This window comes from Streptomyces sp. NWU339, from assembly GCF_003143855.1.
In the GTDB taxonomy this organism is placed as follows: domain Bacteria; phylum Actinomycetota; class Actinomycetes; order Streptomycetales; family Streptomycetaceae; genus Streptomyces.
Genome location: NZ_QFRK01000123.1, coordinates 1 through 5,490 on the forward strand (window position 1 = coordinate 1; position 5,490 = coordinate 5,490).

The 5,490-nt window shown below is 72.4% G+C and carries 8 protein-coding genes and 2 pseudogenes; 4 read left to right on the forward strand and 6 right to left on the reverse strand.

What is annotated here, in order from left to right; translation table 11 throughout:
• Positions 1 to 23: 23 nt before the first annotated feature.
• The 4 genes from DIZ27_RS49145 to DIZ27_RS45465 form a co-directional block, all read right to left on the reverse strand.
• A complete protein-coding gene (locus DIZ27_RS49145) occupies positions 24 to 233 on the reverse strand; it encodes a TetR family transcriptional regulator (protein WP_109383822.1) in 210 nt (69 codons plus the stop codon).
• Between the two features lie 55 nt (positions 234 to 288).
• Positions 289 to 768, reverse strand: a complete 480-nt coding sequence (locus DIZ27_RS43740; RefSeq protein ID WP_109383823.1) for a hypothetical protein — start codon at positions 766 to 768, stop codon at positions 289 to 291.
• Entirely contained in the window at positions 765 to 1,037 is a 273-nt protein-coding gene (locus DIZ27_RS45460) for a hypothetical protein (protein WP_146229145.1), read from the reverse strand. The genes DIZ27_RS43740 and DIZ27_RS45460 overlap by 4 nt, the downstream gene beginning before the upstream one ends.
• A gap of 117 nt (positions 1,038 to 1,154) precedes the next feature.
• Complete coding sequence (locus DIZ27_RS45465; RefSeq protein WP_146229146.1) at positions 1,155 to 1,343, reverse strand: hypothetical protein; 189 nt, start codon at positions 1,341 to 1,343, stop codon at positions 1,155 to 1,157.
• A 56-nt stretch (positions 1,344 to 1,399) separates the two neighbouring features.
• On the opposite strand from DIZ27_RS45465, the pseudogene DIZ27_RS43745 reads away from it, so the two are divergent.
• From DIZ27_RS43745 to DIZ27_RS43755, 3 genes and pseudogenes are all read left to right on the forward strand, one after another.
• Positions 1,400 to 2,109: pseudogene (locus tag DIZ27_RS43745) on the forward strand (IS6 family transposase); the annotation flags it as partial.
• 416 nt (positions 2,110 to 2,525) lie between these two features.
• Positions 2,526 to 3,161, forward strand: coding sequence for a hypothetical protein (locus tag DIZ27_RS43750; RefSeq protein WP_109383824.1), 636 nt, complete (start codon positions 2,526 to 2,528; stop codon positions 3,159 to 3,161).
• Positions 3,158 to 3,427 (forward strand): helix-turn-helix transcriptional regulator, encoded by a 270-nt coding sequence (locus DIZ27_RS43755; protein ID WP_109383825.1) that lies wholly within the window; start codon positions 3,158 to 3,160, stop codon positions 3,425 to 3,427. The genes DIZ27_RS43750 and DIZ27_RS43755 overlap by 4 nt, the downstream gene beginning before the upstream one ends.
• A 250-nt stretch (positions 3,428 to 3,677) precedes the next feature.
• Here the strand turns inward: DIZ27_RS43755 and DIZ27_RS48285 are convergent.
• Positions 3,678 to 3,863 (reverse strand): annotated as a pseudogene (locus DIZ27_RS48285) (XRE family transcriptional regulator); the annotation flags it as partial.
• Positions 3,864 to 3,921: 58 nt separating this feature from the next.
• On the opposite strand from DIZ27_RS48285, the gene DIZ27_RS43765 reads away from it, so the two are divergent.
• Positions 3,922 to 4,092 carry an HSP20 family small heat-shock protein gene (locus DIZ27_RS43765; RefSeq protein ID WP_258308894.1) on the forward strand — a complete coding sequence of 57 codons (171 nt, stop codon included), beginning with the start codon at positions 3,922 to 3,924 and terminating at the stop codon, positions 4,090 to 4,092.
• Positions 4,093 to 4,230: 138 nt separating this feature from the next.
• On the opposite strand, the gene DIZ27_RS43770 is transcribed toward DIZ27_RS43765, so the two are convergent.
• The gene (locus tag DIZ27_RS43770; RefSeq protein ID WP_109383826.1) at positions 4,231 to 5,286 is read right to left on the reverse strand and encodes a hypothetical protein; all 1,056 of its coding nucleotides are present in this window, start codon (positions 5,284 to 5,286) and stop codon (positions 4,231 to 4,233) included.
• Between the last annotated feature and the right edge of the window lie 204 nt (positions 5,287 to 5,490).

Sequence of the window (5,490 nt, forward strand, 5' to 3'; positions counted from 1 at the left end):
GTCCGGCACGATCAACTCCAAGATCATCCCAGGCCGGTCAGCCCACGTGACAACGCCCGCCGAGGTCCTACCGGATGTCGATCGCTGCATCCCAGCGAAGCCGCCGCTCGCCTGGCCGCATCGATCGACTGATAGACAGCCGGCCGCGACATCCGCGCTGCCTGGGCCATGAGATCCATGGAGCTGCGCCGGTATCCGTACCCGCCGAAGACCCTGAACGCTGCCGAGAGGATGAAGCAGCCGCCGTGGACGGCGTTCGGATCCCCCGACGTTCGGGGCGGGGACGTGTCATGCCATCGCTGGCTGCGCGGGCCCCCCGGGCTCTGTCCGCTCGGTGGCGACCTGCCGGCCCTGGTCGCGTGCGGCGCGGTCCCGCTCGATGTGCTGGTGTTCGGCGCGCTGGCGTGCGGCCTGCTCGCGGGTGATCACTTCGGTGGCGGCGCCGACGGCGACCGCGATCGGCCACTCCACGGCCTCGACCACGGCCATGGCGCCGAGGAGGCCGTAGAAGGCCAGCTTGCGGGGCGAGGGGAGTGTGGACGTGGTCGTGCGGGCGGTGGAGAACATGTCGCCCGGGGTGACGTAGGGGATCGGAACCCGGGCGTGCGCGGTGTGCAGGTGCAGCAGCTTGCCGCCCGTCCGCTTCTCCTCGGGGGGCTCCGTCGGGGGCTGCTGTGGTTCCGGGGTGCGGGTCTCCTCGGTCTGGGTCCCGGCCTGGGGCGGGGCCGGCTGCTGCGGTGGCTGGGTCTGTGGACCTGGGGAAGTCATCTCCGTCCTCTCCTGCCGTGCGGCGTGAGTGGCGAGGGCTCTTCCTGGCCGCCTTCCATCAATGCACGCGAATAAACCCGTCTGAACGGATAATTCGGGCAGGCTGGTTCGGGGTCGCTCGGGCGCGTGCGGCCGCTCAGGCGTGTGCGGCCGCCGGGCGCCTGCTCGCGCCGAGGGCCCTTCCAGAGCTGGACGGCCAGCCGGACCGCGGCGGCCTCGAGCAGGGCGACCGCCGCCTGGGTCAGGATCGTGTTGAGGATGTGCGGCATGGTCCGCCGCCTTTCGTGTGAGTCGTGCCGGGGACGACTCCTTTGTCCGCTGCGAGGTCGTCCAGGCCGCGGGGCCCAGGGGCCGGCTGCCGAAGAAGTGGCTGAGCCCCGGCACGCTCACCACCACGCCCAGCACCACCAGGGACCCCACCGCGGCCGCGGCCGTGGTGACGGTGGCGGCCGCGGCCGGATGTGGCGGATCAGGGCCTTGCCGAGCGAGGCCTCCGGGCCCTCCGCGAGCAGCCGGTCGGCGGGCGGCCGGGCGGCGATGGCCATGGCGGGCAGCATGCCTGTGGGTGCTGTCACGGTGGCTGACCGGGTGGGATGATCTTCGGGTTGATCATGGTGGAGGGGGACCGTCCGTGGACAGCGCGCCGCCGTCGTATCCGGGGCACCGGTACCCGGTGGAGGTCATCTCCCACTGCGTGGGGCGGTCCGTCCGCTTTCCGCTCAGCTTCCGCGAGGCCGGGGAGCTGCTGCCCGGGCGCGGCGTCCTCGTCTCCCACGAGACGGTCCGCCGCTGGTGCGCCACGTTCGGTCGGGCCTGCGCCGACGGACTGCGCCGCCGACGGCCCCGGCCCGGCGACACGTGGCATCTCGACGAAGTGTTCGTCAAGATCAACGGTGTGCGGCAGTACCGGTGGCGGGCCGTCGACGCCGCCGGCACCGTGCCCGGCCTCCTGGCCGGGGCCGAAGGGCCACCGCCGCGGCCCGGCGGTTCTTCCGCAGGCTGCTGAAGAGGACCTGCTCGGTGCCGCGGGTGATCGTCACCGACCAGCTGCGCTCCTGCGGCGCGGCCCACCGCGGGGTCATGCCCTCCGCCGGGCACCGCCCGCACCGGGGCCGGAACCACCGGGCCGAGAACAGCCACCGGCCCACCCGGCAGCGCGAACGCGCCATGCAGGGCTTCCGCTCCGCCGGCGGGGCGCGGCGGTCCCTGGCCGCGGTCAGCGGGACCTTGCCGCACGTCCGGCCCCGCCGCCACCGGATGACCGCCCCCGACTACCGCGCCGAGACGACCCTCCGCTGCGCCCTCTGGGATCGGGTCACCGGCGGCGCGGCCGGCCCGTCGCGCCCTGAGCACGAAAGCCGGAACCCGGTCCCACCGCAGCCGACACCCCGTCAGGCACGCATACGCTGCACAACGTGCCAGCGCCCGCCGGCGGGCGGCCCGAGGCGGGCCCGCGGCCGGGTCACGGCGCCCGCAAAGAGTCCTTCCGCGCGCCGCAGCACATCCCGGCCCGCGGCGAGGTTGCCCTCCGGTCCCGGGCCGTCGGTGTTCCGTGCGGGGGGGCAGCGGGAACCGTCCGGTGGCGAAGGACGGTGCGCGGTAGGTGCCGGTGACGGGGACGCCGAGCGCTTCCCCGGCCATTCCTGGCTGGCGCGGCACGCCACCCAAGCATGCAATGCCAGACGTTGCATGTAACGGGAGGCGTTACTACCTTGGGTAGGTGCAATCGCACCCGTTACACCTGAGGAGACCAATCCGTGCCCAACTCGAACAAGGCGCCCTCCCCCGACGCCCGCCACAGCGACCCGCCCTCCCCCGACGAGCCGGCCTCGCTCACGCGCGGATGGAAGTGGGCGGTGGCCGGCGCGAACCTTCCGCTGCTCCTCGCCCCCGCGGTGTGCGTCGGCATCGGCATCCAGAACGCCTTCCAGGCCCGCGTCAACGTGCTACTCAGCGAGCGCGAGGCCGCTCAGGTCCACGTCCCAGGGATCGCAGGACAAGTCAGCGCCGTCACCGTCGAACTCGACTCCACCCAGTGGGAACGCCTCCTCCTCGCCCTCCCCGGCGTCTTCATCGGCGTCGCTCTCGCTCTCCTCGTCTGGGCGATCTGGGGAGTGAGGGCCCAAATGTACGCCCCCGAGCACCGGTTCACGGACAAGGACAACACCCGCCTGAAGATTGCATCCATCGCGACGCTCCCGCTCTGGATGGCTGCGTTCGGCGCCGAACTCGCCCTCCCGAACCTGCTGTCCACCGGCAGCGCCGACGTCACCGTGACCTGGGACGTGCCAGCCACCTTCCTCATGATCCCGGTCGCCCTCATCCTGTACGTCTTCGTCGACGTCTACCGCAAGGGCAAGGCGGCCTACGACCGCCAGGTCGATGTCGTATGACCAGCGCACACCAGGCCGCACCCGAGACGAACGCCGACGACGCGGCAGGTGGCCACGGCATCCACGTCACCCTCGACAAGGTGCTGGAGGATCGGGGCGTCACCGTTTCCGAGCTGTCGCGAAGGACCGGCATCAGCCGGGTCAACCTCACCAAGCTCAAGAACGGCAGGGCGTCCGGCATCATCTGGACCACCCTTGGCGCCATCTGCAAGGCGCTGGACTGTCAGCCGGGCGACCTGATGGCCTACACCCCAGAACCCCAGTGACTGCAACCCGTGATGGGCGGCGGGGCGGCAGGCGCCCATGCCGGCGAGCGGCAGCGACCCAGCGCCATACAGTCCGTACCGACACCCCCAAAGACACGGCGACCAGCCGGACATGATCAACGGTCAGCTCACCCCGGCGATCCAACGCCATCAACCGCGCCACCACACCCTCGCGGTCTCTCCCTGGACGCCACTCCGCCAAGGCCTCCTCCGACATCCCCGCCCCCAGTCCGCACGACAAAACCCAAGCCGCCGCGATATCCCGTAGCTGCTGCTCGCCGGCGCCGGTCTCCTGGGCGTCGAAGAGGCGGGCCGCGTGGTGGGGTGGCAGGGCGCGGGTGAGGTGGCGGAGGCGGGCGTCGTCGGTGGTGCCGGGTGCGGCGGTGAAGCCGAATCGGGCACGGGTGTTGATGAGAATTCCGGCAGTCGTGGCGGCGTGCAAACCGACGTAGATCATCAGCGGCGGGTTCAAGGAGCGTGGGCGCACCGGCGTCCTGCGCCGCCCCACGCGGCGCACCGGCCGGTTCGAGTACCGCGCCGTCCTGCCCAGCGAGAGCACCGCCGAAGGTGTCGAGGCGACGCTGAGCGAGGGTGTGCTGTGCGTCAAGGTGTTCAAGGCGGAAGCGGCAAAGCCGCGCCGTAGCGAGATCCAAGCCGGGGAGTGACACCCTGCCGGCGAGCAGCCCTGGAGCCCGGGTGAGGGTGAGGCTCCAGGGCCTGCTCATGATGCCCCCGTGCGCGGCCTGCAGGGGAAGGGGCTGTCTGCATTCACCTGTCGGCGGCGGCACGCTCACCCGCCTGGTTCACCGGGCGGTGCGTGCTTCGGCGGCGGAGACGACCTTCTGGCGCTGCCGGTGGCGCCGTTCGTACTCCTGGACCTGGCGGGCGATGCCGGCGGGGACGTTCCGCAACCGGGCGGTGAGCTCGTCCGGGCTCATGGTGTCGTAGCCGGGCCAGGGTTCGCGGCCGCGCAGCTGCTCGATGGCGTCCAGGACTCCGGGCCGCTTGGCGTGGGTGCGTTCGTATCCCTCGATGACCGTCAGGTCCGACTGGGAGAGTGTGCGCAGTTGCTGCTGGATTTCGTCGACGCCGAGCTGGCTGAAGCGGGGGATCGGCAATTCCTCCTCCCGGGTCACCGCACCCTGGACCTTTTCGGCCATGCGGATCGGCTCGGGCATCTCGCGCACCGCGCCCCCGGCCGCATCCCGGGCCCGCCGGCCGCCGGTCTGCGCGACGTCGTGCACCCGGTTGGCGGCGGTCCGCACGGCGCGGGCGGCCGCGTCGGCCCAGTTGCCGCCGTTCTCCTGGACGAAGCCGTTGGCCGCGGCCGCCACGGCCCGGGCGTTCTGGGCGATGCTGTCCTCCAGTTGTTCGAGCAGTTCCTCGTCCTGGCGGCGCAGTGCGGCGAGCAGGCCGGCGGTGGCCTGGTCGTGGGCCTCTTCGGCGATGCTCTGCCCGGCCCGGCAGGCCGCCAGCGCCCGGGCGGTGACCGCGTACTCGTCCTGGGCGTTTTTCAGCAGCCGCCGCTCGTCGGTGGGCCGCCGGCCGCGCAGCATGTCCGTCACGAGCGTGGAYCCGATGGTCAGCGGSAGCAGGACGGTGCGTACGGCGCTGTGCGAGAGGAACCGCGCGAGATCGGCGCGGTCCTCGCCCAGCCCGCTGGGGGGCCGCAGCTCGCGCGCGTGGTGCTCGATGCGTTGGAGGCTGTCCTGGACGTGGTCCGCCTGGCGCTCGAGCAGCTGCCGGTACGGGCCGGGCGGCGTGATGGTCGCATCCGCCCGCAATCGGTCGACGAGCGCCGCATGCGCCTGGCGGGTGTCCTCCAGCGCCGGTACGAGCGCGTCCGTCATCACTGCCATGGGGTGCTCCCTGGGGGTGGGGGTCAGGCGGCCGGCCAGAGGGCCGCGCAGGTGGAAACGGCTGCCTGCCGGGCCCGTCCGGGCGGCCGGGCAACCGGGAACCATCCTGAGGGACACCGAGCAAGATCGCCCGGAGGCTGGGCCCCGACCGGCTGGGACGTACCACCCCCGGACGCCTGTTGCCCCGTTGGGCCCAGGGCCTGT